This window comes from Microbacterium sp. A94 (assembly GCF_051842855.1).
In the GTDB taxonomy this organism is placed as follows: Bacteria; Actinomycetota; Actinomycetes; order Actinomycetales; family Microbacteriaceae; genus Microbacterium.
Window position 1 is genome coordinate 739,774 of sequence record NZ_JBPXMU010000002.1, and the last position, 24,813, is coordinate 764,586.

A 24,813-nucleotide genomic window follows, 5' to 3' on the forward strand; every position below is an offset into this window, starting at 1 on the left:
CCCCATGGGCACTCGAGCGCTGCTCCGGAAAGTGGCACGTTGAACTGGGCGAACTCTTTTGGAGCTGCGGTCAAGCTGAGGGATGTGAGCGTCTCGACTATGAGCGGATCAAGCATCCCTTCGCAAGTGATGCTGTCGATTGTGGGGTAGTCATCGCCATCACGAACCTCCTGCGCCGGTGACGGCATCGGCGTAGTGGTGGTTGGCGGGCTCTCTGACGGACTGGCTGATTCAGGAGCACCGATGCTCGGGTTTGTGGACGTCGGCGCACACCCAGTCACTACGAACAGAATTCCAACAGCGGCTACTGCGAAGGTTGGGAGGGATCGCAGATTCATACGCTCAAAGTATCGCGACTATCGCTGCCGCCGCATCGCTAATGCGCAATGCGCGCCTCACGACCCCGTATGCGAAAAAGCAGCAGAGGCCCGCATCCCCATTTGGGCCCCTGCTGCGGCTCATTACTTACGGCTGAACGAACACCTCGTCAGCCAGCATCCCGGGGCTGACCCGGATCAGCACCGTCTCGCCGTCCGGCACCAGGAAGGCCTGAGAGCCGGTGGCAGATGCGCCGTTGTAGAGCTCGTCCATCCCGATGCCGTCCGTGAGAACAACCATCGAGTCGTAGCTGTTGACGACGTTGCCGGCGCTGGTGACGAAGGCGATGCCGACCTCGGCCGCGAGACCGGACTCATCACCGGTGTATGTGACCGTGTAGTTCACGATCTCGTAATGCGACCCCGCAGGTGCCGGGTCGTTGAACATGCCGTCGGCAACTGCCGCCGCCCCGTCAGCGGTGTAGCTGTTCACGACGACGGTCCAGTCATCGGTGCTGATCTGCGAGGCAAGCGGGTACGGGTTCTCGCGAGTGCCCTGCTCGGCAGCATCCGCCGGCTCTTCCTCATCTACCGCGACGACCTCTTCATCTGCAGGCTGTGTGACGGTGGTTTCGGTGTCGCCGAAGGCCTCGTCGAACGCTTCATCGGCCGCGCTCGCGATAACGCCCAAGAAGACGACCACCCCGACGATCGTGCCAACAACGGACAGGATGAGGCCGACGACGCCCATCCACTTGCGCCCGCCCTTGAGGAACAGCGACACGAGGCTGAGCACGAACGCGATCGGCAGCAGGATCCAGCCGACGATCAGAGCGCCAGGAATGCACGCGAAGATGAAGCCGACGGCTGCCACGATGAGCGCGACCAGCGCGAGGACGTTCGTCTTCTTCGGCGCGGATGCCGTCGCCTCAGCGGGCGGCATCGGAGGAGGCATCTGCTGCGGAGCGGGAGTCGCAGGAGGGTTGGGAATGGACATGTGATTCTCCTTCAGGAGTGTGCGTGGAGCACCGGCCTGCCCCACGACGGATGCCGTAGGGCGATGGTTCGCACGCACGCCGAATATCGCCCTAAGGGCAGGGCGCGAATCGGGGAACTCGAGTCGGGTTCCAGGGCCCGTGCGGACCTATCGAGGTTGAGTGTATTCGGGGGCATGGACATTGGCCCCGATGCCTTGCAGCGACTGGGATGTCCGGCGACCGCGGTAGCATCCGACCATGGCATCGCAATTTCTGGAGACAAGCCGTGCGCACCGCCCCCGCGTGATCCACACCGGCCAAGCCTTGGTCGACCTGGTCATCGAAGTGCCCGACATCCCAGCGCGCGGACAGAACGTGATGGCCGGCTCCGACGCTCAATACGCCGGCGGCGCCGTCACCGTGCTGCTCGCAGCAGCCCGCCTGGGTGCGCAGTGCGTGCACGCGGGTGCGCTCGGCACCGGCCCGCACGGCGATCTCATCCGTGAGGCACTGGATGCTGATGGCATCACAGCATCCGCCCCGCCGATCACCACACGCGACACCGGCGTATGCATCGTGCTGGTCGAACCGACCGCCGAGCGCACCTTCATCACGACGCTGGGCGCCGAGCGCGACATCACAGTCAATTCGCTTGCAACCGCCGACGTCCAGCCCGGCGACCTCGTCTGCGTCACGGGATACTCCCTCGCCGTCGCACAGACCCGAGACCCGCTGCTGACCTGGTTGGCAACCCTCCCCGAGGACGCCGTCGTCGTCCTCGACCCCGGGGCCGCGTTCGCCGCGCTGCCTGCCGACGTGCGCGACGTGATGCTCGCCCGCACTGACGTGTGGACCGGCAACGCAGAGGAAGCGACCGACCTGCTGGCGGTGCGGGCTGTTCCGGTCGAAGCATCCGAACGCGAGATCGTCGCGCAATCCGGCGCGCTGGCGCCGCTGATGCGGGCCGGTGCGATCACCATCGTCCGCGACGGAGCCGAAGGCTGCGCGGTGCAGGCGCGCGGCGAAAGCACCTACGTGGCGGGCTTTCCGCAGACCCCCGTCGACACCAACGGGGCCGGTGATACCCACACGGGTGCGCTGCTGGCCGGTATCGCGGTCGGATCGAGTTGGGTGGACGCTTGTCGACGCGCCAACGCGGCGGCCGCGATCAAAGTCACCCGTCGAGGGCCGACGACCGCGCCGACCGCAGTTGAGGTCGAGGAGTTCCTGCGCGGCCGGTGAGTCCCTGAAACCATCTTCGGTGCGAAATTTTGTCACGGAGCGCTCAGTATGTGCTATTTTGCTCGGCTACGATCAGGGAATGGCCCGTCCAAGAAGCGAAAAGGCACGCCAGGCTGTCCTGGCTGCGATGCGGAATGCACTGGCCACCGGGGGATATGAAACTGCGACGATCGAGGGCTTGGCTGCCGAAGCCGAGGTATCGAAGCAGACGATTTACCGTTGGTGGCCGTCGAAATCAGCGATCCTGGGGGAAGCGTTGCTCGAAGGGGAGCTACCGGGGAACGCCCCGCCGGTCCCAATGACAACGGATCTCGGCACCGACCTGCGCGAGTGGGTGTCGACGATGATGGCGCGGATCGGCACCACCGAGAACACTGCGCTCGCGCGGGCGCTGATCGCCGTCAACGTGGCAGATCCAGAACTGGGTGCACAACTCAATCAACGGTTCACCGAGCCGATCATCGGGTGGATCACCGAGCGCATCGAGCGTGGCAAGCAGGCCGGTGAAGTGCGTGTCGAGATCGATGCGGCAGCCGTCGCGAACCAATTCGCCGCGGCCGCCTCATATGCGGCTCTGCTCGGACGCAAGATCGACGACGCTCAGGCGGATGCTCTCGGCGAGGTGCTCATGCGCGGCATCGCCGTTCCCGAGGCATCCGCGTCCTAACAACGCCGGCACTTCGACAGGCTCAGTGACCAGTAACGCCGGGCGGCGGATCTCGCTCCCTGAGCTTGTCGAGGGGGCGGAATCCGCTGTCCGTGGCATCCGCTATCCAGCCGGAAGGTAGACGACCGAGCCGCTGTCGCGCGTGGAAGTGAGATACCCACCGATGGTTCGGATCCCGTCGCCGCTGGGCAGCTCTGCGATCGTGTTGGCATCGAGGTCGAGGATGAGCGCCGGCGCGCCGAAGGGTGCCGTGACGATGGTCTGTCCGTCGGCTGAGACGGCGTCGAGCTCGATGTCGGGGAAGTTCTTGCCGGTCGCTACCGAGTCGAGCCCGTTGTCCAGGCCGCCGGGGAGCTTCAAGACGGGGGTTCCCGCACTGTCGACGGCGGCGATAGTCCAGTAGTTGAAGTCGTCCAATTCGTAGAACACGCCATCCAGGGCAGAGGGCATACCGGGGCCACGGGCGCTGTCGAGCTCGCCGATCTCATTGCCGTCGAAGTCGTAGCCGGTGTAGGTGGCTTCGGTGAAGGAAACGCGGTCGGTGGTCAGCGCGAATCCGTCAGCGGCGAAGTTCACGAGGTCGTTCGGATCGCTGGGACTGCTTCCGGAGGCGGTGATCTCGCCAGTGGCGGCGTCGAGGATGGTGTACTCGGTGGTCATCATGTCGACGCAGGCGATGTGTCCGGACAGCAGGTGGCATTCGGCGACGGCGCTCATCGGGGCCTGCCAGGCGATCTGCCCGGCACCATCGAAGGCGAGCAGCACCTCGCCGGCGTCGGCGGCGGCAAGGGCGTAGGCCGTCTCACCCTCATGGGCGAACGCGGTCAATATCGAGATGTTGATGGGTGCTTCGTAGATGTTGGTGCGCTCGCCGGTGGCCAGGTCGACTCGCACGACAATGGAACGGTAGTCGCCGTTCGCATTCATCTCGCTTTCGGAGGTGTACAGGCGGTCATCCAGAACGGGCGCGCAGTTCACGCCGCCCGGCGTTTCGGTCTCGAGCCGCCACAGGTCGCTGCCTGTTGCGAGGTCGGTGGCGATGAGCGTGACCGCCCTGTCTGTCAGATCGCGGTGGATCGCGATGCCATCTCGGATGCCGCAGAGCATGTCATCGGAGACCCATTCGCCGGACGTGCCGGCGGAGTACCCGTTGAGCATCCACGCCCCCTCGTCGCCGGATGGATGCAGCACCAGATCAGCGGGAACGTCAGGGCCACCGGAGTTGCCGCCGGAGATCAGGCCGCATCCGGACAGCATTGCTGTCAGTGCCAGAGCGGCGGATGCTGCGGCGAAAGCGGCCGCGCGGCGCGTGCGTCTCGTGGTCATTGTGGATCCCCCCGTGGCGACTAAGACGCGACCAGCATAGCGAGGGCGGCCGCGCGGACCGCGGCGCCCGCCCCGCTGCCCCGGCCTACGCTGGTAGATATGCCCAGCACGACCACCGTCGCTCCTCTTCTCCGCCGCGCGCGCGTCGGCGTCGCACTGCTGTTCCTCACCAACGGTGCCCTGTTCGCGAACATCCTGCCGCGCTATCCGGAGATCAAGCGGACGCTCGGATTGGATGCTGCAGCCTACGGCCTCGCGATCGCCGCCTTCCCCGCCGGTGCGATCGTTGCCGGGCTTGCTGCGGCCGTGCTCATCCGTCGCTTCGGCTCGGCGAAGGTCGCCGTCATCGGCACCATCATCACCAGCCTCGGCCTGCTTGCTGCGGGAATCGCGCCGTCGGCACTGTTCTTCGCGCTGGGCCTGTTCCTCGGCGGCGCCTCCGACGCGATCACCGACGTCGGCCAGAACGCGCATAGTCTGCGCGTGCAGCGCGGCTACGGCCGCTCGATCATCAACTCCTTCCATGCGATCTGGTCGATCGGCGCGGTTCTCGGCGGATCGATGGCAGCTGTGGCGATCGCGATCGCGCTGCCCCTCGGCATCCATCTCGCCATCTCTGCCGTCGTGTTCTGCATCGTCGCGCTCATCGCACTTCGTCTGTGTCTGCCGGGCCGCGACGACGTCACCGAAGAGGATGCCGTCGCCGACGGCCCCGAGATCCGCGATGCCGTGCGGCGGGGAATCTCGGGACGGACAGTCTTCGTGATGGTCGCGCTCGTGCTCATTTCTATCGCTGGCGCCGTCGTCGAGGATGCCGGGATGTCGTGGGCGACCCTCTACCTCTCCGCCTCGCTGGACGCGCCCGCGGTCCTCGCCGCGACCGGATACATCGCCCTCGTCGGCGCACAGTTCATCGGACGCCTCGCCGGCGACCGCTTCGTCGACCGGTTCGGACAGCGTGCCGTCGCCCGCGCCGGAGGGCTGCTCATCTTCGTCGGGATGGGGCTGGCGCTGATGTTTCCGACCGTGCCCGGCACGATCCTCGGCTTCGCCGCGGCAGGTTTCGGGTCGGCGACGCTCATTCCCGCCGCGATGCAAGCAGCCGACGCGCTTCCGGGCCTGCGCCACGGCGCCGGCCTCACGATCGTGTCGTGGCTGCTGCGGTTGGGCTTCCTGCTCTCGCCACCGTTCGTCGGCTTCATCGCGGACAACGCCGGGCTCCGGTGGGGGTTGCTCGTCGTGCCCGTTGCGGGACTCGTCGCGATGGCGTTCGCCGGCGTGCTGGACAGGCGGCGGGCCCCTGGACTGATCACCACGGCTGCAGAGAAGGAGAAGCACCATGGATCTTGACGATCTTCTGAACGAACTGAATTCTGGTCGCACCATTAAGGGGGACTCGCCACTGCACGAGGTCATGCATCGGACGAGTCAGGAGGCGATGCGCATCACCGGCGAGCTCAACGGCGGCTACCACGAGCCGGCCGAAGTGCGCGCGCTGCTGTCGCGTCTGATCGGGAAGCCGGTGGATGAGACGGTGACGATGTTCCCGCCGTTCTCCTCAGACTTCGGGCGGAACATCACGCTCGGCAAGCGCATCTTCATCAATGCCGGATGCAAGTTCCAAGACCAGGGCGGCATCACCATCGGCGACGACTGCCTCATCGGACACAACGTGGTCATCGCGACCCTCAACCACGACCTGGCGCCGAGCCATCGTGCGGACATGCACCCGGCTCCTGTCATGATCGGCCGTAACGTCTGGATCGGCGCCAACGCCACCATCCTGGCCGGGGTCACGATCGGCGATGACGCCGTTGTGGCGGCGGCATCCGTAGTCACCAAGGATGTGCCGGCGGGGTCGATCGTCGTGGGCTCACCCGCGCGTGTGGTGCGCTCCGTTCCTGAGTGAGCGGGGGCGGGTGGAGGTAGGCGCGCTGCGAGCGCGTCCCGGGGTGTGCCGTGCACGTCGACCCGCCCGGAGTCACCCGGCCTTGGCGCGCCGATCTTGGAACGCGATCGTCGCAAGGACGCCGACCAGCAGCACCAGCTCGAACGCATTCGTGACCGCTCCGCTGGGAAAATCGAACGGGATGGCGCTTCCGATCACCATGAGGATGGTGACGATGCACAACCACGGCCACCCCTGGCGCTTCCACGCGTAGATGCCGGCGACAAGCAGCGCGGCAGCCACGAACAGCACCATGAGCGGCGGGCCACCCGGGGCATTCTCATTCGAATAGCTCAGCGTTCCGTACTCGTGCTGCGCGACCAGCTGCGCCGGAGCCGCGCCCACGATCACCTCGTAGGTGACGAGCGCGGCCGTGATCACGATGGCTCCCAGCGTCGCCCACGAAGTCTTGGCCCAGCGCACACCAGCGCGAACGAGCACGTTCCACGCGACGAGCACCAGCATCGGCGTCACCAGCGCGTGCAACCAATAGCGCACGGCGTTGAGCGCCTCGAGGCCCGCGCTCTCGCCGATGAATGAACCGAGACCGATCACGGCGTTGTCATAGACGAGGGCTGCGAATACGAGTAGTGCGAGGTCGGAGACGATCAGTCGCCCGCGTCGAACTGTTAGCGCGATCCCCCAGATCAGCAGGACGAGGTACGCGATCGCGAAACCCAAGAAGAGAATGGTGTCCATCATCACCTCCGGTCGTGTCGGGCAAGAATGTCACACGACGGCGATCGGGGCTAGGGGTGGTCCGGTCATTGGCCGCGATCAGTCGTCGCTGGAGTGCAATCCGCGGCGGGTCGACAACAGCGTGATCTCGGGATGCTCCTCCGCCAGCATCCGCTCCGCGCGATCGAGGATGTCTCGAACATGGGCGGCTTCTGCCGCGATCACGGACACTCCGATCTCTGATCGCCGGTGCAGATCATGGGCGCCGACCTCGGCGGCGGCGGATTCGGTGCGACGGGCCAGGTCGGAGATCAATGGACGAATCACGCTGCGCTTCTCCTTCAGGGAGCGCACATCGCCGAGTAAAACATCGCACCAGAGCCAGCCGATCCACATGCGGCAAGTGTGGCACGTGAGCCACCCTGCTATCTGCCGAAAGTTCGATTTTCTCGAAATAATGTTCGACAAAGTCGAACTCGGTTGCTAAGCTGGAGTCATGTCACAGTTGACCGCAATCCACGAGGCCCTGAATGGGCTGGACGCTGTGTGGGCGGATGCCGGTGACTCGAATACTTTTACGAGAGAACAGCTCATCGCAGCGGAAACGGCTGTCGGTCTCCTGCAACGGAGATTGGATGCCCTGCATGTCGATGTCGCCGCCGGGATCGCTCACGAGTCGCGAACGGAACTCGGTCCAGACAGTTTGGCGAAGCAGCAGGGGTTCCGCACGGCCGCCAAGCTGATTGCTGCGACGACGGGGGTGTCGTCGGGTGACGCATTCCGGCTGATCAAAGTGGGTGAGGGGACCGCGCCGCGGTCAGATCTGCTGGGCAACCCTCTGCCGGCGAAGTATCAACTGGTGCGTGAGGCTCTAGCTTCTGGAGAGCTGAGCGCGCAGGCGGCGGCGATGATCATCACGCTGCTCGATCGCTGTCGGGTGGCCGCGGGCGCCGAGCGCATCGCCGAGGGGGAGAGAGTCCTCACCGAGAACGCCGTCGGGCTCAGCCTCGACGAGTTGCGCAAGCTCATTGTGCGCGCCGAGGCATGGCTCGACCCCGACGGCGTCGAGCCGCGAGAAGAGGAGCGTCGCAGTAAGCGCTTCTTCAACATGTTCGAGCGCGATGGAGAGCTACATTTCAGCGGCAAGACCGATATCGAAAGCGGTGCCCCGATCCTTGCCGCGTTCCGCGGCTTCGTGTCTGCCGCGTTCGTTGCGCGTAAGGATTCAGTTGACCCCAATGCTCCGGATGCTGACCGCCGCAGCGTAGCGATGATTCAAGCGGACGCATTCGCGGCGTTCTGCTCCCACGTGCTCGGATGCGACTCGAAGCTACCGCTCGCCGGTGCCACGGTCATCGTCCGCATCAGCCTGCAAGATCTGATCTCCGGTACCGGATGGGCAACGATCGACGGCGCAGATCAGCCAGTCAGCGTCAGCGCAGCCCGGCGAATGGCCGCGGGTGACGGCATCATCCCCTGTGTCCTCGGCGGTGATAGCGAGATTCTCGATTGGGGCCGGAAGAAGCGGCTGTTTACTCGAGCTCAACGGTTGGCGCTCGTCGAACGGGACGGCGGCTGCGCAATGTGCGCTCTTCCACCCGAAATGACCAAAGCTCATCACATCCGGTGGTGGCAACGACATCACGGTCGAACTGACCTGATGAACGGGGTGCTGCTCTGCGAGACGTGCCACCATCGCATCCATGACAACGGGTGGGAAGTCAACGTTGACGGCGTCGGCGCTGGGGCGCGGGTCTGGTTTATTCCCCCGAACTATGTCGATCCAGCACGCGAGCCCCGGCTCGGCGGGCGCGCACGATTCGATATCGCGGCATGAGGTATTGCGGCATGGGGCACTGTGGCATGAGCGGGTCTCTTCGCGCCGCACCCTTCCCTAGCGATACTGAACGATATATCGTTAACTCCCCAGAGCCATTCGGCGTCACCCACTATCGGGAGGTCCTCATGAGCACGTCATTCCCTTCGGGCCCGTTCGGCGACGGAGCAATGTTCGGCGGTGCCGGCGGTCCGGCATCCGCGATCTTCGATGCGATGGATCAGCTCAGGAAATCCTTCGAGCAGCGCACCGGGCCCTCGCGGATGGCGCGCGGAGATGTACGGTCGGCCGTCATCACGCTCCTCGCCGAAGAGCCGATGCACGGGTACCAGATCATCCATGAGATCGAAGAGCGTTCCGGGGGCGCGTGGAAACCCAGCGCCGGATCGGTCTATCCCACGCTGCAGCTCCTGGCTGACGAAGGGCTCCTCACCGCAGAAGAGCAGAACGGCCGCAAAACCTACTCGCTCACCGGTGCTGGGCGTGAAGAAGCCGAGATCGCAGCAGAAAAGCCAGCACCATGGGCCGCGTTTTCTTCCCGCGACGGATCAACGCACACTGCGCTGCCGAAAGCGGGAATCGATCTCGCCGGCGCGGCCGCGCAGGTCGCTCGCACCGGCTCTCCCGCACAGGTGCAGGAAGCGGTGGCCGTACTCGAAGACGCACGGCGCCGGTTGTACGCGATCCTCGCCGAGAAGTGAATTGGGGCAGTGAGTCCCCACCGCGCACGCTACCGCCGCATCATCGCGTTCGCCGCCAGGCAACTGGTGCAGCTGTGGTGGTTCGAGCTGTTCCTGCCACGCGTCGGCCTTTCGCGCGTCACGGAGCGCAGTCGTGTCGGACGGATGCAGCGACTGGCCCAACGGTTCCACGTGCTCGCAATCGAGCTCGGTGGACTCATGATCAAGGTGGGGCAGTTCCTCTCCTCTCGTCTTGATGTGCTCCCGCCCGAGATCACCGATGAGCTCGCCGGGCTGCAAGACGAAGTCCCCGCTGTCTCCTTCGCAGACATCAAAGCACTGGCCGAAGCTGAACTCGGCGTACCCCTCGAACGCGCATTCGCCTGGGTCGATGAGCAACCGCTTGCGGCCGCATCGCTCGGCCAAGTCCACCGCGCCCGGCTCTCCGCACTCGACGCCGCCGATACCGGACTCGGAAACGTCGTCGTGAAGGTGCAGCGTCCCGGCATCGACGAGATCGTCGCCACCGACCTCGCCGCGCTTCGCCGCGTCGCTGGCTGGCTGCGCCGAATCCGCCTCGTCTCCAGCCGTGTCGATGCGCCAGCCCTCGTCGAGGAGTTCGCCCAGACCAGCCTGGAGGAAATTGACTACCTGCACGAAGCCGCGAACGCCGAACGTTTCGCGGACAACTTCGCCGACGACCCTCGCGTCAACACCCCGCAGATCGTCTGGGAACGCGTCACCCGTCGCGTGCTGACGTTGTCGGACGTTACCGCGATCAAGATCAATGACGGTACGGCCCTGCGCGCGGCGGGGATCGACCCGACTGAGGTCGCGAAGGTCTTCGCCGAGGTCATGTTCGACCAGGTGTTCAGCCACAGCTTCGTACACGCCGACCCGCATCCGGGCAACATCTTCGTCACGCCCGCATCGGGGGAGGGAACAGCGGCGGGGACCGGCTGGCGACTCACCTTTGTCGACTTCGGCATGATGGCCGAGGTGCCAGACGGGTTGCGTGACGGGCTGCGAACGCTGCTGATCGCCGTCGCCGGGCGCGACAGCAAAGGCCTGGTGGATTCCGCGCAGGAGATCGGGATGCTGCTCCCCACCGCCGACACCCTCGAACTCGAACGTGCCCTGACCGCCCTGTTCGCACGCTTCGGCGGGATGGGCGTCGCCGAACTGAGCAAGGTCGACCCGAAGGAATTTAGCGCCTTCGCCGCCGAATTCGGCGATGTCGTGCGGTCGCTTCCGCTGCAGCTGCCTGAAGATATGCTGCTGCTCATCCGTGCGGTCTCGCTCACCTCAGGTATGTGCAGCGGGCTTGACCCCGCCTTCAACGTCTGGGATGCGGCCGAGCCCTATGCCGCGCGCCTGATCCGCGATGAGAGCGGCAACGTCGTGCAGGAATTGGCTCGTCGAGCACTCCGCACCGCAGACGTCACCTGGCGGCTGCCGCAGCGCATCGACAACGTCATCACCAGTATTGACAACGGCACGGTGACGTTCGACACATCCCGCCTCGAACGGCGGCTCGACATCGTGATGAGCATCGGCCGTCGCGCGGTTGCCGCAGTCCTGTTCGCCGGCATGCTCGTCGGGGGTGCACTGCTGCTCACGCCGCTGCCCGCACTGGGGGCGGTGCTCATGATCGTTTCGGCGGCGCCGCTGCTCTATGCGCTCTTCGGTGGCCGGCACTGAAGCCCCGACATCAGAACGGTGTCTCGTCGACCGCCGCCCACCCAGCATCCGACGCGGGCGCCGCTGCGTCCGCCGCAACTGGCGCGCCCGCTCGCGCCACTACGGGCACCGTCGCTGACACAGCTGCTACCGGCGCCGACCGATCCCCGCGCGTCACCTGCGCTGTCGCGTACCGGAGCGAGGGCCCGATCTCATCGATCTGCAACTCGATGCTGACCCGCGAATTGCCCTCGCGATCCTGGTAGCTGCGCTGCTGCAGACGCCCGGAGGCGATCACCCGGCTGCCTTTCGATACCGATGAGGCGATGTTCGTCGCGAGGTCGCGCCAGGCAGAGCAGCGCATGAACAGCGCCTCGCCGTCCTTCCACTCGTTCGCCTGGCGATCGAATGAGCGCGGCGTGCTGGCGATGGTGAAGCTCGCCACCGCCGCACCCGACTGCGTGTAGCGCAGTTCTGGGTCGGCCGTCAGGTTCCCCACGATGGTGAGAGTCGTCTCGTTCATGTTCTTCACTCCGGTTCCGTATGTCTGTATCTCGTATCGAGACTGTCTCATCGGTGAGACGTGCTCACTGTAGATCGGGCATCCGACATTCTCGGCGTGTGAACGCACCCGAGCCCCTAATCGCGGCGAATCGCCCTGCTACTGAGTTAATGACCGCAGCGTGCAGTATCCTGGATAAGAATTTGGTAAGGGTCTGCGCAAAATGCTCGCCAGTCGAGCAGTCGCCGCTGATCGACTGCCTACACGGTCGTGTCCACCTGGCGCGGCCTGACTCGTTCCCCCCAATCGAGGAAATCCCCCACTATGCCCCCCAGCAAATTCACGCTGTCAACCGCTCGGCGGATGAGAACAGGGTTCGTCGCTTCGCTCTGCGTCGCCGCCCTCGCCGTGCCGATGGTTGCCTCCCAGGAGACAGCCGCCGCTGCAGCGACTGCTCTCCCTGTTACGGACAGCTACCGCGCATCCGCCGACATCGGCTTCCACGACTACACACGCGACGGCTCTGAGCGTGAGATCCGCAACGACCTCACCGGCGATCTCGGCGCGATGGTCGAGTTCGCGCAGATGACCACCGTCGACCCCACCGACAACGCAGCGCACGAAGGACCGACGCTGGTCGCCGATCGTATTGCGCTGCTCATGGTCACACCGACCACGGTTGTCGATTCCCTGAAGGTCGAGGTGAAGGTCAAGGGCGAGGTCAAGGGCACCGTCGACCTCGCACACCCGAATCTGCTCCCGGATGCTGATCAGAGCTTCGACTCGCGCGGAACTGTGGCATATTCGCTGCGCGCGTGGTCGGTCGAACTCCCGTACGAGTGGGTGCAGCCGGGCATCACGCTTACGGTGATCGACGGCGCCGGACGCACCGGCACGCTCGACGCAGTCGATGTCGGTGCGCCGCGTGAGATGGTCATCAACAACATCCGCTTGGGCATGCTCACCTTCCCGCCCGTAGCCAACGGACAGCGCTTCCTCAACGACCCGGCGTCGGGTGCGACTGACTACTTCCAGACGATCCCGCTGTCCAGGCTCACCATGGCGAAGTACGAGGACGTCGAACTCGACAAGGTCATCGTCCACTCGGGTGACATCTACACCGTCGACAGCCCGGATCCCCGTATCGGCAGCGTCTACGCAGGCACCATGCGCGAGAACGTCGGAAAGGCGCAGGTCTCCACCGGCATCAACCTCGCGACGTGGGGCATCACGAGCTCCCCGATGAATCAGCGCCAGCCGGGCAGCACCAACCAGCGCGTCATCCACCACTCCGCTGGGCTCTACTCGAACGGCCGTCATCGCCACGGCCTGTCCGGTGGCAACGGCATGGCGACGCTGTACGACTCCGTCGGAAATGAGCTGAGCCACGAGCTCGGTCACTCCTACGGTATCGGGCACTACCCGGGTGTGAACAACAAGGCGACCGGCGATGACATCGTCCGCGACGCCTCGCACAACATGGACTCGGGATGGGGATACATCGCCTACCGGGGGCTCATGCGCTCAAACCTTGACCAGCGCGCGTACCGGCCGTTCCCGTCGATCAACGGCATGGATTTCCGTGAGAACCTGGCCGGTCGCTACAACTTCAACACCGACGCGATGGCCGGTGGCTGGGATGCCAGCCCGGTTTCCGACTACACCCACCACACTCGCTACACTCTCAAGCGCATCCAGACCTATCTGCGGGATCTTGTCGCGGACACGTCCTACCCGAGCGGCTACCGCGACTGGGATGAGAAGGCGGGCGCCTGGGTCGATGCGAAGCAGGCGAACCCCGATTTCAACATGCTTGCTCCTAAGCAGGTCGGTGTGCCGGTGTTCACCCTTCTCGGTGGATACAACCCGGCCAAGCCCGAGCAGACGCTGATGTACCCGGCATTCCGCTCGAACTACGGTGTGACATTCGATCTGCCGCAGGTGGACCCGCAGATCCAGTCGTACGATCGTGCGTGCTGGGTCGAGGTCACCTTCCAGAATGCTGCGACGCAGTACATCGCCCTGGATGCCAGTGACGGTGTCAAGCAGCTCAACGTGAACATCGCCGAGAGCGAGCGCCCGACCGGTGCGCAGATCTCTTGCCGGGTCGAGAAGCAGACGACCAAGATGGGCGAGCCCATCACGATCGCCACTGACCTCGAGCCGATGCCCGCTGCGGTCGTCGTTGGCATGGATGACGGGTTCGATGCGCTCCGCGAGCAGGAGCTGCGCAAGCTGGAAGCGACCCTTCTCGGACTCGAGAATGTTGGTGCCCCGGTGCTGAGCGTCCCGGACATGATCATCCTCCAGGGGTGGGCAGATGATCTCTCCCCGCTGAGCATGAAGGCTCGTCGCGTTGCAGAACGGATTCTGCAGCTGACTGCCGACGCACTCACGGTCGAGGCCTACCTTGCTGAGCACGGAGGTAAGGGCGTCACCGCAGCAGACCTGCCTGAACTCGCCTCGTTCCTCGAGGATCGCGGGTATGCCGATGCTGATGGTGCAGTCGACACTCCGGCCGGTTCGGCTGTGACCGTCAACCAGGGGCGCTGCCTCTACCTCGATGACAAGAACCTTTTGCGAGTGGATGCTGATCAGAAATGTGCTGACAACCACAAGGAAACCTGGTTCGTTGACATCGCGGGTCGCATCCACAGCGCCCAGAACCCGAACCTGTGCGTCACGCATATGGGTACGTACGGGGTTTCTGACTGCTCGTTGAACAACATCGAACAGCGCTGGGTCTTGAACGGCGACTCAACCGTTGTGCGTGCTTCGAATACGCGCAGCGCAATGGACTACAACCGTAAGACCTCGTATGTGACCTCATACGGGGTGTCGGGCACCACGAACCAGTACTGGGTCGGCTTCAAGACGAACGCCAACCCGCTGCTGGCATACCTCAGCGCAGATGGCCTCGCCCTTCTCGCTGGAACCAAGGAAGTCGACAAGCCTGCCGTCGAGGTTCCCGTTGAGGGCAACCCGGCCGAGGAGGTTCCCGTTGACGAAACTCCGACCGAGGTTCCGGACGAGCCAGTGACCGGCGGAATCGGCGACGCGATCGACGAGATCGGCTCTACGCCGGTCGACGACGAGACTCCCGCGGAGGGTGAGCAGCCCGTTGAGGGTGACAAGCCTGCTGAGGGTGACAAGCCTGTTGAAGGCGAGAAGCCTGTTGAAGGCGACAAGCCTGTTGAAGGCGACAAACCTGCTGAGGGTGAGCAGCCCGCTCCCGTCGAGAGTGACGCACCTGTCGTCGAGCCGGGAGAGAACCCCGATGTGGATGCTCCCAACACTGAGGCGCCAGCGCCGGATGCTGGTGACAAGCCCGCAGCGCCGGTCGAGGGCGGTATCGGAGATGCGGTGGGCGCCCCCACACCCACCCCCGCCCCCACCGAGACTGACCCGGTTGCCGTTCCTGATGCGGCGCCGGACGGTGCTGGAAACGTTGCGGATGAAACCGCAGTGGGCGGGGTCAGCGATGCTGTCGGCGGCGAGACACCTCCCGTTGCCGTCGAGCCGGCAGGAGACCTTGCGACCACCGGTGGTTCACCGGCATGGATCGCGCTGGGCGCAGCCCTGGTGCTGTTGCTCTCCGGCGGTGCGGTACTGATGATCCGCCGCGCGCGTTCCTGACGAACGACTCATGAATATCGGCCGGCTCCGCATCTGCGGGGTCGGCCGATTTCTTGTTCGACAGCACGGTGGCGGTGGCGGCGCCCGCCCTTGACACAGCATCCGCACGGGCGTAACGTACAACCAAATGGTTGCACAAATGGGATTGAGTGAAACGGACATCGACCGTGTCTTCCAAGCGCTTGCTGCCCAGACGCGGCGTGACATCTTGCGCCGCACGATCAACGACGAGCAGTCCGTCTCGATGCTCGCGGGCGACTACGACATGTCGTTCGCGGCCGTGCAGAAGCACGTCGCCGTTCTCGAAGCCGCCGGTCTCATCATCAAGCGCGCCGAGGGACGCGAGCGGCTCGTCCGTGCGAATCCTGAGATGATCGCACGCGCTCGGGCGCTGCTCGCCCAATACGAAGCCCTGTGGCGGTCGCGGATCGCCCGCCTCGACGACCTGCTGGCAGAGACGCCGGCGCCCAAACAACAAGGAGAGTGAAATGCCTGTCACCGATGTCACCACGGATGCTGAGAACCTCACCATGACCGTCGTCGCCGACCTCGCAGCACCGGTCGAGCGCGTGTGGGCGGCCTATAGCGATCCGCGCCAGCTCGAACGTTTCTGGGGTCCTCCCGGGTGGCCCGCCACCTTCACCACCTGGGACCACGCCGTCGGCGGTCGCGCGATCTATCACATGACCAGTCCGCAGGGCGAGAAATCTTCTGGGGCCTGGGAGTTCCTCGCGATCGAGGAGCCGCACCGGTTCGAGGTGCTCGATTCCTTCGTCGACGATGACGGCACGCCGCTGGAGGGCTTCCCCGCCATGCGCATGGCGTTCTCATTCGAAGCATCCGGTGACAGCACACGCATGGTCACGACCAGCTACTTCACTTCGGCCGAAGCGCTCGAGCAGGTCGTCGCGATGGGCGCGATCGAGGGCGCGAAGATGGCGATGGGCCAGCTGGATGCCGTGCTCCAGGACCTGCGCGACTACGCCCAGGGCAAGGGCACGCGCGTCGAGCTGCTCGATGACACCCATGTGCGCATCACGCGTCTCGTCGATGGCCCGCGCGAACTCGTCTGGCGCGCGCACCACGAACCGGATCTGATCAAGCAGTGGATGCTCGGACCCGACGGCTGGGAGATGACGGAGTGCGTGGCCACCACGACGGTTGGTGAGAGCTACCGCAACTCCTGGGCTCCGGTCGGTGACACCGAGGGCGAGCCATTCGGCTTCGAGGGTGAAGTCCTGCTCATCGACGCCCCGCGTCGCGCTGTGACGACAGAGCGGATGCAGGGGATGCCGACGCAGACGCTCAACGACCTCAACCTCTACGAGGAGGATGGCGCCACCCTGGTCACGGTGCTCATCGAGTACCCCGACCTGGAGACCCGCGACATGATCCTCGCCACCGGCATGGCCGATGGCATGGAGGAGTCGTTCGCGCGCCTCGAGCGCGAGGTGCTCAGCCCCACGCGTTCATAACTCCTGAGAAATCAGCAGTTCGGCCCCGGATCCGGCAGATTCGGGGCCGAACTGCGTGAACTTCAGGAGTTGTGCGCGCGGGGCGGGCGAGAATCTACCGCTGCGCGGCCAACCGGATCGGCGCGTTCGCGCCGCCGTAGCCGTCGTAGCCGCCGCGTCGCTCGACCACCTCGAAGAACACATCACCGATCGTGCGGGTGTAGAAATGGATGAACTCGCCGGCGGCATCGCGATCGTAAAGCAGATCCAGCTCCTGCAGCGATGACAGTAGTTCGGGGGAGAGCCCGAAGCGCGCACCGAGGTCGTCGTAATAGTTCGCCGGAATCCGGAGGTGGTCGATACCCCGTTCGCGCGCCCGGCGGGCGACCGTGAACACATCATCGGTGCGCACGGCGATGTGGCGTGCCGGCCTCGGCGCCGTGGGCGGGGCCAGGTTGATGGGCACCCGAACGATTCCATCCGGTGTGCGCATGACCTGACTGCGGATCAGCCCGTGCGGGCCGGGTACGTCGGCCGGCGGCTCGGCTTGCAGTGACAGCGCGCTCGACATGAACAGCACCGCTTCGTCGAAGTCCTGCCACGCATATGCCAGATTGATGTGGTCGATCTCGCCGACGAGTCCGTCCACCGCGCCGGTACCGCCATCGAACTCCTGCAGCCAGGACTTCTCGACGGGCAGCGAGCTCCAGAACACCTGCGTTCCGTCCGGAGATGCGACTCCACGCAGCGCCTGTTCACCTTCATACGTGCGGCGGAATATGTTCTGTGACCCCAGCGCGATCGCCCTGTCGACAGCGGCTTCAGCATCCGCCACCCGCAACCCGATCCCCGACAGGCGAGGCTCATCATGGCGTACCTGCTCGTTGAGGATCACACGAGCAGCGCCCGCGCTCCACAGCCGCACGGGCTTGGAGCGGTGACGCCCCTCGAACGCGAATCCGAGTTGGGCGAGCAGTTCGTCGACCTCGGCGAGATCTGTGCCGGCCACCTCGACGAAATCGAGACCGGTCACCGTCGGCGCTTCTCCGAGCCGGCCGTCGTCCCAGCCGTTTGCAGCGGCGGTCCGATCGGCGAGCCAGGCGAGCGACCGGTGCGCATGTGCGGCAGTTCGCACCGTATCGGTCTGTCGGAACGTGTCATTGAACACCTCCAGAGACCACGGTCCCGCGTAGCCTGCGCGCCCCACATGCGTCATGAAATCCACGAGGTCGAAGTCGCCTTCGCCGGGGAACAGCCGATGGTGGCGACTCCAGCTGAGCACGTCCATGTCGAGCTTCGGAGCATCCGCCAGCTGCAGGAAGAAGATCTTCTCAGCCGGAATCTCCTCGATGCCGGCTGGATCGTGCCCGCGCGAAAGGATGTGGAAACTGTCCAGACAGATACCGAGATTCGGCCGATCAGCGCGCTGCACGATCTCCCAGGCGCGTCGGTAGTCGTCGACGTACTTTCCCCAGGCCAGCGCCTCATACGCGAGACGGATGCCGTGTGCGGCTGCCCGATCGGCCAGCTCACCCAGCTGGCGCGCCGCCACCTCGTCATCGTCGATCGAGGCGGTGCCGACGTTGCTGCACACGAGCATCAGATCGGTGCCGAGGCGGTTCATGATCTGGAACTTCGCCTCCGCCCGCCGCAGGGTGTCGGCGAAGACGTCGTCGGTGACGCCCTCGACATCACGGAACGGCTGGAACATGTCGATGCGCAGCCCGAGCCGGTCGCACAGCGCGCGAATCTCCTCGGGGGATTCCGGCGCGGCGATGAGATCAGCATCCATGATCTCGACGCCATCGAAGCCGGCTTCAGCGCAGGCATGGAGTTTGTCGACGAGTCCGCCGGACAGGCAGACGGAAGCGATTGAGGTGAGCATGGCAGTGAACGTACCAGTTTGTACATTAATTTCCCAGAGGTATTGCTGAATCAATGTACTAACCGGTACATTCAGTTCCAGCATCACCGACCCCGAGGACAAAGACGTCGTGACTCAACATCAGCAACCCCACCGCACCGGCGTGCTGCGCCGCATTGTGCGTGTCATCACCGGTATAGAACTCGCCATCGGCGCTATCGCTGTCATGGTGATTCTCGTCCTGGTCTTCTACCAGGCCCTGCAGCGATACCTGCCCGTCGAAAGCATCGCCTGGACCGGCGAGCTTGCCCGCTTCGCGCTGCTGTGGGCGACGTTCGCGGCCATGGGCATCCTGGTCACCAGCCACGGACACATCGCCCTGGAACTCGTCGACTCGTTACGCAACCCGATGACCGTGCGCATCATCCAGGTGTTCTCGCTCATCGTTGTCGCAGCAACCGGCTTCGGACTCAGCATGGAGGCCTGGGCGCTGATCGAAACCCAGGGCATCGTGAAGTCCCCCGTGCTGCGCGTGCCGATGTCCTGGGTCTACATCCCCGTGCTCATCGGCACCGTCAGCACCACCATTCGCGCCCTCTTCGCAGCCGCAGACATCGCCATGCATGGCCCCGTCGCCGCCGACGTCGAGGAAGACCAGCCGGAGGTGGCAGGACTGTGACTCTTCTCTTTCTCGTACTCGCGATCGGCCTTCTGCTCGCACTGCGCGTGCCGGTTCCGTTCGCATTCCTCGGCCCGTCGTTGGTCTACATGGCCATCGAAGGCCAGTCGCTCGGTATGGCGCTGCGCACCGTCACCAACGCCGCCAGCAGCTTCCCGCTGCTCGCTGTTCCCCTGTTCATCTTCCTCGGCGCCCTTGCCAACCACGCCGGCATCGCCGACCGGCTGTTCCGCTTCGCTCAGGCGGGACTCGCGAACATCCGCGGCAACCTCGGCTACGTCGCCGTCGGAACCAGCGTCGGCTTCTCCTGGATGAGTGGCTCCGCCGTTGCCGATGCCGCCGCCCTCGGCAAGGTGCAGATCCCGGCCATGGTGCGTGCCGGCTACGGCCGCCGTTTCGCCACCGGCGTCTCGGCGACGTCATCCCTGATCGCACCGGTCATGCCACCGAGCATCCCCGCCGTGATCTACGCGGGCCTTGCCGCAGTCTCGACCGGAGCGCTGTTCGCAGCATCCGTTATCCCTGCGCTGCTGATGGCGCTCGGCCTGTGCATTGTCGTCTGGGCACTCGTCAGGCGGATGCCCAACGTGAAGAAGGGCACCTTCGACCGCGCCGAGTTCGTCGCGTCGAGCAAGGGCGTCATCCTGCCGCTGCTCGCGCCGTTCATCATCCTGGGTGGCATCCTCGGAGGATTCTTCACCCCAACCGAGGCCGCAGCAGTCGGTGTCGCCTACATCATTCTCGTCGGCCTCATCCAGCGCTCGCTGAGTCTGAAGAGCTTCATCAACGCGCTCACCGAGACCGCCACAACGACCGCGTCGATCATGATCATCGTTGCCTCAGCGTCACTGCTCGGCTACATCTTGGCTCGTGAGCGGCTGCCTCAGATGCTCACCGAACTGGTGTTCGCCATCACTGACAGCCCGACGGTATTCCTCATCCTTGTCACGGTCCTGATGCTAATTCTCGGCACCGTGATCGACGCGACCGCGATCCTGGTGCTGACGGTTCCGATCATCCTTCCGATCGGCAACCAGATCGGCGTCGACCCGATCGTGCTCGGTCTGCTGATGATCCTCTCGCTGATGATCGGCCTGCTGACCCCGCCGGTCGGAACCGTGCTGTTCGTGACGGCAGCCGTGTCGAAGACGCGCATCGGCGAGGTGTTCCGCGGGTCGCTGCCGTTCATCATTCCGCTGCTGGTGATCTGCGTGCTGATCATCGCGTTCCCGACTGCAGTTATGTGGCTGCCGGGGGTGCTGGGTCTATGACGCTCGCGCCTGCTGCGGTCGATACTCGCCGTCCGGCCGTCTTGATCGGCCTGATCGGCGAGGGCGTCACACCGTCGCTCACCCCGCCGATGCACGAGTTCGAAGGCGCGCGGCACGGGATGCACTATGTGTATCGCACGATCGACATCGATCAGAGCGAGGCGACGAGCGGGGCGCTTCGCCCACTGCTCGAGGCGGCACGTCGCCTCGGGTTCACCGGCCTGAACATTACGCATCCGGTCAAGCAGGCAGTCATCCCGCTCCTGGATGATCTCAGCGACAGTGCCCGCGCCGTCGGCGCAGTCAACACTGTGGTGTTCACGGATGCTGGCGCCATCGGCCACAACACCGACGTCACTGGTTTCGCCGCTGCAGTGACAGACGCCTTCGGTGACGAGCACCTTCGACGCGTCGTGCTGTTCGGCACCGGGGGAGCGGGCTCGGCTGTCGCGACGGCGCTCGCACGGTTGCGAATCGATGAGCTGATCCTCATCGATCAGGTGCGTGAACGTGCCGACGCGCTCGCCGCGCAGGTCCGTTCAGAAACAACCGCGACCGTCCGTGCGGCCGATGTCGACGAGTTCCCCGCGCTCATCGCAGACACCGATCTGATCGTGAACGCGACGCCAATGGGCATGGCCGCTCACCCCGGCACGCCGTTCGACGTGGCACTTCTCCCGGACGCCATTCGCGTCGCAGACATCGTCTACCGCCCCGCGGAGACGGCACTGCTCAAGGCTGCCCGCGCCCGCGGCATCCGCACCATGTCGGGGCTGGGCATGGCCATGCACCAGGCCGCCGACGCCTTCGAGATCTTCACAGGAGAGCGTGCGGACCGTCAGGCGATGCTCGCCGACCTCAATGACCTGGTCGCCCAAGAAGCGACCATGACCCCCGCCAACGCGACAGCACAGAGCGTGGCACCCCAAACAGCACCAGAAAGAGGAGAAAAGTGATGAATGCACGACGCACTCGGCGAACAATGTGGCTCGCCTTGGTTGCAGCACCGGCGATGATGCTGGTTGCCTGCTCCAGCGCAGGAGACACCACCGGCGGCGATGGCGGCGGCGATGCCGATGCCGGTACCGTCCAGAAGCTCTCGCTCGCCCACAGCTACAACGAGGACCAGCCGCAGCACCGCTGTGGTGCACAGGTGATCGCTGACGAGGTCAACGCCGCCGGCGTCGGCCTGGAGATCGAGATCTTCCCATCCAGCCAGCTGGGTGGCGACGCCGACCGCATCGCGTCCGTGGCATCCGGTGACATCGACATCGACATCCAGGGTGCATCTGCGCTGGGTGCGGTCTACGAACCGATCAGCGTGCTCGACTCGGCATACGCGTTCGATGACGCCGATCACCTCGCCACGTTCATGGCGAGCGATGCATCCGACACCGTCACCGCGGACTTCGAAGAGGCATCCGGTGTGCACACGATGGGCGCGTGGTCGGCCGGCGCACGTCAGTTCACGGCGAACACGGCGATCCGCACACCGGAGGACCTCGAGGGTCTGCGCATGCGGTTCCCCGGATCCCCACAGTTCCTCATGAACGCCAAGGCGCTCGGGGCTGAGGCGACCGAGGTCGCGTACGAGGAGCTCTACCTCGCCCTGCAGCAGGGCACGGTCGATGGTCAGGAGAACCCGATCACCAACATCGTGGCCTCGAACCTGAAGGAGGTTCAGGACTACGTCAGCATGAGCTCGCACCAGCTGAACACGAACCTCGTCATCGTCGGTCCTGTCTGGGACGAGCTCAGCGATGAGCAGCAGCAGGCGCTGACCGCTGCGACCGAGACGGCGGTCACCGAGGTCACCAGCTGCGTCGCCGAAGACGAAGAGGCGCTCCTCGAAGAGTGGCGCACCGGAGATGACTGGGAGGTCATCGAAGACGTCGACCGTGACGCATTCAGCGAAAAGGCCGAGGAATACCTCAGCGGTGTCCTCACCGGTGACTCGCTCACCGTTTACGAAGCCATCCGCTCGACCGCAAAGTGATCTGGATGACCGTTTCTGCATGACGCGTTCGGTACCCACGTTCACAGGGGAGGTGAACGAAGATGCGCTCGGGATGACCCTCATCCACGAGCACATCTTCGTCACCGACCCGGAACTCGACATCAATATGCCTCATCCGGAATGGGATGATCATGCCTATCTGGAACAGGCTGTCGCCACGCTCTCCGAGCTACATTCGTTGGGAGTGCGGACCGTCGTCGACCTGACGGTGCCCGGACTCGGGCGCGACGTGCGCCGAGTCGCCGAGGTCGCCGCACGCGTGCCGGTGCAGATCATCGCTGCGACCGGATGCTACGCGGCCGAGGTGCTCTCCCCGTTCTTCCGGCTCAACGGCCCAGGCCTCGTCGTCGACCGTCCCGATCCCCTCGTCGACCTCTTCGTCGGAGACATCGAGCGGGGGATCTCCGGCACGGCAGTGCGCGCGGGCATGATCAAAATCGCGACGGATGCCGCAGGCCTCACTCCTGATGCAGCGCGGGTGTTCGCGGCGGCTGCCGAAGCACACCGACGCACCGGCGTGCCGATCACGACCCATTCGCATGCGGCCTCCCGCGGGGGCATCGCCCAGCAGGACGAACTCGAACGGCTCGGCGTTCCGCTAGACCGCGTGGTGATCGGGCACAGCGGTGACTCCACCGACCTCGAATACCTGCGGGGGCTCGCCGATCGCGGGTCCTATCTCGGGTTCGACCGGTTCGGCATGACACATCTTGCACGCGACGAGGATCGAGTGCGGATGCTGCTCGAACTGCTCGACGCCGGATACGCCGCACGCATCGTGCTCTCGCATGACGCGGCGATCTTCAGTCGGGTGACGCCGCCATCGTGGCGGGCGACGCATACGCCCGACTGGAAGATGTCGTACCTGTGCGAGACCGTGCTGCCGCAGCTGCGTGCCGCCGGTATCGACGATGCCACCGTGCATCAGCTGATGACTGTGAATCCGCGACGAGTGCTCGCGGGTGGGGCATGATGTGTGCACAGCGGTTGGACCGCTGCGCCAAGAGAGACGAGATGTGATGACCGAGAGTGTTGTGGCTGAGCCGATCGTGCGCAAACGAGACGCCGAGCGCACGCGCGCGGAGCTGCTCGCAGTCGCCACCGAGGCTTTCGCTGAGTCCGGGTACGCCGGCACTCGGGTCGATGAGATCGCCGAGCGCACGCAGACGACGAAGCGGATGATCTACTACTACTTCGGGGGTAAGGAGCAGCTTTACCTTGCTGTGCTCGAGAACGCGTACCGCGGCATCCGTGAGACGGAGCAGGCGATCCACGCCGGGGACCTGCCGCCCGTGGAAGCACTGCGCCAGATCGCGGAGCTCACCTACGACCACCACCGCAATCACACGGACTTCATCCGCCTCGTCTCGATCGAGAACATCCACCACGGCGAGTTCATCAAACGGCTCGAGGGGTTGCGCACACTGAATCAGCCGGCCGTCGACGTGCTCGAGGTCGTGCTGGAGCGGGGGAGGTCGGAGGGCTCGCTGCGCGCCGACGTCGACGCCCTCGACGTGCACCTGTTGATCAGTTCGTACTGCTTCTTCCAGGTCGCCAACCAGCACACTTTCGGGTACCTGTTCGATCGGGATCTGCTCGCCGAGGAACGGCGCGAACACCTGCGTTCGATGATCGGTGACGTCGTCGTTGCCTGGATGACCGCCTCCACCGTTCCGGTCGCAGTTGGTGCTGCTAAACCCGCGGCAATGTCAAATGGTGGGAGCAACGCCGGGGGTTTAAGCGGCGAGTAGCAGCTCGTTCAGCCGGTTGGCTGGGGTCTGAAGCTCGAGGGTGGGTCGGGGCCGACGATTCAGCGTCGCAGCGACCCGGCGGAGATCCTCGGAAGTATGGGCGGAGAGGTCGGATCCCTTCTCGAACCAGAACCGCAGCAGCCTGTTGGTGTTCTCGTTGGTCCCGCGCTGCCAGGGCGAGTGCGGGTCGCAGAAATAAAGCGTTGCATCCAGTGCGGTCTGGATCGTGGCGTATTCGGCGAGCTCGGTTCCGCGGTCCCAGGTGATCGAGCGGCGCAGGTGCTCGG

At 64.9% G+C, this 24,813-nt stretch carries 23 protein-coding genes; 16 read left to right on the forward strand and 7 right to left on the reverse strand.

What is annotated here, in order from left to right; all coding sequences use genetic code 11:
* Positions 1 to 465: 465 nt before the first annotated feature.
* The gene (locus ACSU1L_RS09465) at positions 466 to 1,314 is read right to left on the reverse strand and encodes a hypothetical protein (RefSeq protein WP_439255568.1); all 849 of its coding nucleotides are present in this window, start codon (positions 1,312 to 1,314) and stop codon (positions 466 to 468) included.
* Positions 1,315 to 1,552: 238 nt separating this feature from the next.
* Here ACSU1L_RS09465 and ACSU1L_RS09470 point away from each other — a divergent pair, with 238 nt between their 5' ends.
* Both ACSU1L_RS09470 and ACSU1L_RS09475 read left to right on the forward strand, forming a co-directional pair.
* A complete protein-coding gene (locus ACSU1L_RS09470) occupies positions 1,553 to 2,536 on the forward strand; it encodes a PfkB family carbohydrate kinase (protein WP_439255569.1) in 984 nt (327 codons plus the stop codon).
* Between the two features lie 79 nt (positions 2,537 to 2,615).
* Entirely contained in the window at positions 2,616 to 3,203 is a 588-nt protein-coding gene (locus tag ACSU1L_RS09475) for a TetR/AcrR family transcriptional regulator (RefSeq protein WP_439255571.1), read from the forward strand.
* Positions 3,204 to 3,305: 102 nt separating this feature from the next.
* Here ACSU1L_RS09475 and ACSU1L_RS09480 read toward each other — a convergent pair whose 3' ends face one another.
* Complete coding sequence (locus tag ACSU1L_RS09480; protein WP_439255572.1) at positions 3,306 to 4,529, reverse strand: hypothetical protein; 1,224 nt, start codon at positions 4,527 to 4,529, stop codon at positions 3,306 to 3,308.
* Positions 4,530 to 4,628: 99 nt separating this feature from the next.
* Here ACSU1L_RS09480 and ACSU1L_RS09485 point away from each other — a divergent pair, with 99 nt between their 5' ends.
* Both ACSU1L_RS09485 and ACSU1L_RS09490 read left to right on the forward strand, forming a co-directional pair.
* Positions 4,629 to 5,879: an MFS transporter gene (locus ACSU1L_RS09485; RefSeq protein ID WP_439255573.1), complete on the forward strand. Its 1,251-nt coding sequence runs from the start codon at positions 4,629 to 4,631 to the stop codon at positions 5,877 to 5,879.
* Positions 5,869 to 6,438: a DapH/DapD/GlmU-related protein gene (locus ACSU1L_RS09490; RefSeq protein WP_439255574.1), complete on the forward strand. Its 570-nt coding sequence runs from the start codon at positions 5,869 to 5,871 to the stop codon at positions 6,436 to 6,438. The genes ACSU1L_RS09485 and ACSU1L_RS09490 overlap by 11 nt, the downstream gene beginning before the upstream one ends.
* 72 nt (positions 6,439 to 6,510) lie before the next feature.
* Here ACSU1L_RS09490 and ACSU1L_RS09495 read toward each other — a convergent pair whose 3' ends face one another.
* Together ACSU1L_RS09495 and ACSU1L_RS09500 are read right to left on the reverse strand one after the other, a co-directional pair.
* The gene (locus ACSU1L_RS09495) at positions 6,511 to 7,176 is read right to left on the reverse strand and encodes a hypothetical protein (protein WP_439255575.1); all 666 of its coding nucleotides are present in this window, start codon (positions 7,174 to 7,176) and stop codon (positions 6,511 to 6,513) included.
* Positions 7,177 to 7,254: 78 nt separating this feature from the next.
* Positions 7,255 to 7,551: a DUF503 domain-containing protein gene (locus tag ACSU1L_RS09500; protein WP_438252677.1), complete on the reverse strand. Its 297-nt coding sequence runs from the start codon at positions 7,549 to 7,551 to the stop codon at positions 7,255 to 7,257.
* A gap of 100 nt (positions 7,552 to 7,651) precedes the next feature.
* On the opposite strand from ACSU1L_RS09500, the gene ACSU1L_RS09505 reads away from it, so the two are divergent.
* The 3 genes from ACSU1L_RS09505 to ACSU1L_RS09515 all read left to right on the forward strand — a co-directional run bounded on the left by ACSU1L_RS09505 (position 7,652) and on the right by ACSU1L_RS09515 (position 11,373).
* Positions 7,652 to 8,992, forward strand: coding sequence for a DUF222 domain-containing protein (locus ACSU1L_RS09505; RefSeq protein WP_439255576.1), 1,341 nt, complete (start codon positions 7,652 to 7,654; stop codon positions 8,990 to 8,992).
* A gap of 128 nt (positions 8,993 to 9,120) precedes the next feature.
* Positions 9,121 to 9,693, forward strand: coding sequence for a PadR family transcriptional regulator (locus ACSU1L_RS09510; RefSeq protein WP_439255577.1), 573 nt, complete (start codon positions 9,121 to 9,123; stop codon positions 9,691 to 9,693).
* Positions 9,694 to 11,373, forward strand: a complete 1,680-nt coding sequence (locus ACSU1L_RS09515; RefSeq protein WP_439255606.1) for an ABC1 kinase family protein — start codon at positions 9,694 to 9,696, stop codon at positions 11,371 to 11,373.
* Positions 11,374 to 11,383: 10 nt separating this feature from the next.
* On the opposite strand, the gene ACSU1L_RS09520 is transcribed toward ACSU1L_RS09515, so the two are convergent.
* Entirely contained in the window at positions 11,384 to 11,875 is a 492-nt protein-coding gene (locus tag ACSU1L_RS09520; RefSeq protein WP_439255578.1) for a single-stranded DNA-binding protein, read from the reverse strand.
* A gap of 303 nt (positions 11,876 to 12,178) precedes the next feature.
* On the opposite strand from ACSU1L_RS09520, the gene ACSU1L_RS09525 reads away from it, so the two are divergent.
* The 3 genes from ACSU1L_RS09525 (at position 12,179) to ACSU1L_RS09535 (ending at position 16,965) form a co-directional block, all read left to right on the forward strand.
* On the forward strand, positions 12,179 to 15,490 hold the full coding sequence (locus ACSU1L_RS09525) for a M66 family metalloprotease (RefSeq protein ID WP_439255579.1): 3,312 nt from the start codon (positions 12,179 to 12,181) through the stop codon (positions 15,488 to 15,490).
* Positions 15,491 to 15,617: 127 nt separating this feature from the next.
* Positions 15,618 to 15,977: an ArsR/SmtB family transcription factor gene (locus tag ACSU1L_RS09530; protein WP_439255580.1), complete on the forward strand. Its 360-nt coding sequence runs from the start codon at positions 15,618 to 15,620 to the stop codon at positions 15,975 to 15,977.
* Between the two features lies 1 nt (position 15,978).
* Positions 15,979 to 16,965: an SRPBCC family protein gene (locus ACSU1L_RS09535; protein ID WP_439255581.1), complete on the forward strand. Its 987-nt coding sequence runs from the start codon at positions 15,979 to 15,981 to the stop codon at positions 16,963 to 16,965.
* Positions 16,966 to 17,059: 94 nt separating this feature from the next.
* On the opposite strand, the gene ACSU1L_RS09540 is transcribed toward ACSU1L_RS09535, so the two are convergent.
* Entirely contained in the window at positions 17,060 to 18,829 is a 1,770-nt protein-coding gene (locus ACSU1L_RS09540) for a TIM barrel protein (protein ID WP_439255582.1), read from the reverse strand.
* A gap of 109 nt (positions 18,830 to 18,938) precedes the next feature.
* Between ACSU1L_RS09540 and ACSU1L_RS09545 the strand changes: the two genes are divergently transcribed.
* The 6 genes from ACSU1L_RS09545 to ACSU1L_RS09570 are packed head-to-tail and all read left to right on the forward strand — an operon-like array spanning position 18,939 to position 24,526.
* On the forward strand, positions 18,939 to 19,487 hold the full coding sequence (locus tag ACSU1L_RS09545; RefSeq protein ID WP_439255584.1) for a TRAP transporter small permease: 549 nt from the start codon (positions 18,939 to 18,941) through the stop codon (positions 19,485 to 19,487).
* Complete coding sequence (locus ACSU1L_RS09550; RefSeq protein ID WP_439255585.1) at positions 19,484 to 20,758, forward strand: TRAP transporter large permease; 1,275 nt, start codon at positions 19,484 to 19,486, stop codon at positions 20,756 to 20,758. Before ACSU1L_RS09545 ends, ACSU1L_RS09550 begins: the two co-directional genes overlap by 4 nt.
* Complete coding sequence (locus ACSU1L_RS09555) at positions 20,755 to 21,714, forward strand: shikimate dehydrogenase (protein WP_439255586.1); 960 nt, start codon at positions 20,755 to 20,757, stop codon at positions 21,712 to 21,714. Before ACSU1L_RS09550 ends, ACSU1L_RS09555 begins: the two co-directional genes overlap by 4 nt.
* On the forward strand, positions 21,714 to 22,754 hold the full coding sequence (locus tag ACSU1L_RS09560) for a DctP family TRAP transporter solute-binding subunit (protein WP_439255587.1): 1,041 nt from the start codon (positions 21,714 to 21,716) through the stop codon (positions 22,752 to 22,754). Before ACSU1L_RS09555 ends, ACSU1L_RS09560 begins: the two co-directional genes overlap by 1 nt.
* Before the next feature lie 19 nt (positions 22,755 to 22,773).
* Positions 22,774 to 23,748: a phosphotriesterase family protein gene (locus ACSU1L_RS09565; protein ID WP_439255588.1), complete on the forward strand. Its 975-nt coding sequence runs from the start codon at positions 22,774 to 22,776 to the stop codon at positions 23,746 to 23,748.
* Between the two features lie 46 nt (positions 23,749 to 23,794).
* Positions 23,795 to 24,526 carry a TetR family transcriptional regulator gene (locus tag ACSU1L_RS09570; RefSeq protein ID WP_439255589.1) on the forward strand — a complete coding sequence of 244 codons (732 nt, stop codon included), beginning with the start codon at positions 23,795 to 23,797 and terminating at the stop codon, positions 24,524 to 24,526.
* Here ACSU1L_RS09570 and ACSU1L_RS09575 read toward each other — a convergent pair.
* A partial coding sequence (locus ACSU1L_RS09575) for an IS30 family transposase (protein ID WP_439255590.1) occupies positions 24,512 to 24,813 on the reverse strand: 302 nt, incomplete at its 5' end. The genes ACSU1L_RS09570 and ACSU1L_RS09575 overlap by 15 nt on opposite strands.

Coding starts and splice junctions, on each gene's coding strand:
- ACSU1L_RS09465 (WP_439255568.1), bottom strand. CDS start 1,314: ATGTCCATTCCCAACCCTCCTGCGACTCCCGCTCCGCAGCAGATGCCT.
- ACSU1L_RS09470 (WP_439255569.1), top strand. CDS start 1,553: ATGGCATCGCAATTTCTGGAGACAAGCCGTGCGCACCGCCCCCGCGTG.
- ACSU1L_RS09475 (WP_439255571.1), top strand. CDS start 2,616: ATGGCCCGTCCAAGAAGCGAAAAGGCACGCCAGGCTGTCCTGGCTGCG.
- ACSU1L_RS09480 (WP_439255572.1), bottom strand. CDS start 4,529: ATGACCACGAGACGCACGCGCCGCGCGGCCGCTTTCGCCGCAGCATCC.
- ACSU1L_RS09485 (WP_439255573.1), top strand. CDS start 4,629: ATGCCCAGCACGACCACCGTCGCTCCTCTTCTCCGCCGCGCGCGCGTC.
- ACSU1L_RS09490 (WP_439255574.1), top strand. CDS start 5,869: ATGGATCTTGACGATCTTCTGAACGAACTGAATTCTGGTCGCACCATT.
- ACSU1L_RS09495 (WP_439255575.1), bottom strand. CDS start 7,176: ATGGACACCATTCTCTTCTTGGGTTTCGCGATCGCGTACCTCGTCCTG.
- ACSU1L_RS09500 (WP_438252677.1), bottom strand. CDS start 7,551: ATGTGGATCGGCTGGCTCTGGTGCGATGTTTTACTCGGCGATGTGCGC.
- ACSU1L_RS09505 (WP_439255576.1), top strand. CDS start 7,652: ATGTCACAGTTGACCGCAATCCACGAGGCCCTGAATGGGCTGGACGCT.
- ACSU1L_RS09510 (WP_439255577.1), top strand. CDS start 9,121: ATGAGCACGTCATTCCCTTCGGGCCCGTTCGGCGACGGAGCAATGTTC.
- ACSU1L_RS09520 (WP_439255578.1), bottom strand. CDS start 11,875: ATGAACGAGACGACTCTCACCATCGTGGGGAACCTGACGGCCGACCCA.
- ACSU1L_RS09525 (WP_439255579.1), top strand. CDS start 12,179: ATGCCCCCCAGCAAATTCACGCTGTCAACCGCTCGGCGGATGAGAACA.
- ACSU1L_RS09530 (WP_439255580.1), top strand. CDS start 15,618: ATGGTTGCACAAATGGGATTGAGTGAAACGGACATCGACCGTGTCTTC.
- ACSU1L_RS09535 (WP_439255581.1), top strand. CDS start 15,979: ATGCCTGTCACCGATGTCACCACGGATGCTGAGAACCTCACCATGACC.
- ACSU1L_RS09540 (WP_439255582.1), bottom strand. CDS start 18,829: ATGCTCACCTCAATCGCTTCCGTCTGCCTGTCCGGCGGACTCGTCGAC.
- ACSU1L_RS09555 (WP_439255586.1), top strand. CDS start 20,755: ATGACGCTCGCGCCTGCTGCGGTCGATACTCGCCGTCCGGCCGTCTTG.
- ACSU1L_RS09560 (WP_439255587.1), top strand. CDS start 21,714: ATGAATGCACGACGCACTCGGCGAACAATGTGGCTCGCCTTGGTTGCA.
- ACSU1L_RS09565 (WP_439255588.1), top strand. CDS start 22,774: ATGACGCGTTCGGTACCCACGTTCACAGGGGAGGTGAACGAAGATGCG.
- ACSU1L_RS09570 (WP_439255589.1), top strand. CDS start 23,795: ATGACCGAGAGTGTTGTGGCTGAGCCGATCGTGCGCAAACGAGACGCC.